Below are 521 nucleotides of genomic sequence, written 5' to 3'. Positions count from 1 at the left end.
GATTATGAACTCATTACGATCGTTGGAGAGGTAGACGCAAGTTCCTCTATCACTTTGGACAATGCAATAATTGAAGCCATCGAAAGTGGAGGAAAACGTTTTTTGGTAGATTGTACTTCTTTGGAATATATTTCTTCCGCAGGATTGGGCGTATTTATGTCGCATATCGAAGAGTTTAAAAGACAAGACATAAAACTGGTAATTTTCGGACTGAACGATAAGGTGGCCAATGTGTTTGAGATATTAGGGTTAGATCAGTTGTTGGAGATAGAAAATACAAAAGAAAACGCAAAAGCTATTCTGTAATGAAGTACAGCTATAAAGTGCCGTGTAAGAAAGAGAAATTACGATCTATTCGTGATTTCGTGAGGGAAGTGTTGGAGAAACATGGGCTTTCAGAAATTGATGTGAGTACATTGGTATTAGCCATAGATGAGGTTTGTGCCAATCTTATGATTCACTCTCATGGCTGTAATCCTAAAGAATCAATTGAGCTTCAAATAAAGGTAAATAAAGAAAGA

General features: G+C 36.7%; 2 protein-coding genes. Both read left to right on the top strand.

Annotated elements, in window-relative coordinates:
• A partial coding sequence (locus E1176_RS00225; RefSeq protein WP_155208587.1) for an STAS domain-containing protein occupies positions 1–306 on the top strand: 306 nt, incomplete at its 5' end.
• On the top strand, positions 306–521 hold a 216-nt coding region (locus E1176_RS00220), incomplete at its 3' end, for an ATP-binding protein (protein WP_185152464.1). The genes E1176_RS00225 and E1176_RS00220, both read left to right, overlap by 1 nt.

The organism is Fulvivirga aurantia (assembly GCF_009711475.1).
Taxonomy (GTDB): domain Bacteria; phylum Bacteroidota; class Bacteroidia; order Cytophagales; family Cyclobacteriaceae; genus Fulvivirga; species Fulvivirga aurantia.
This window is presented reverse-complemented; position numbering and strand designations above follow the sequence as displayed.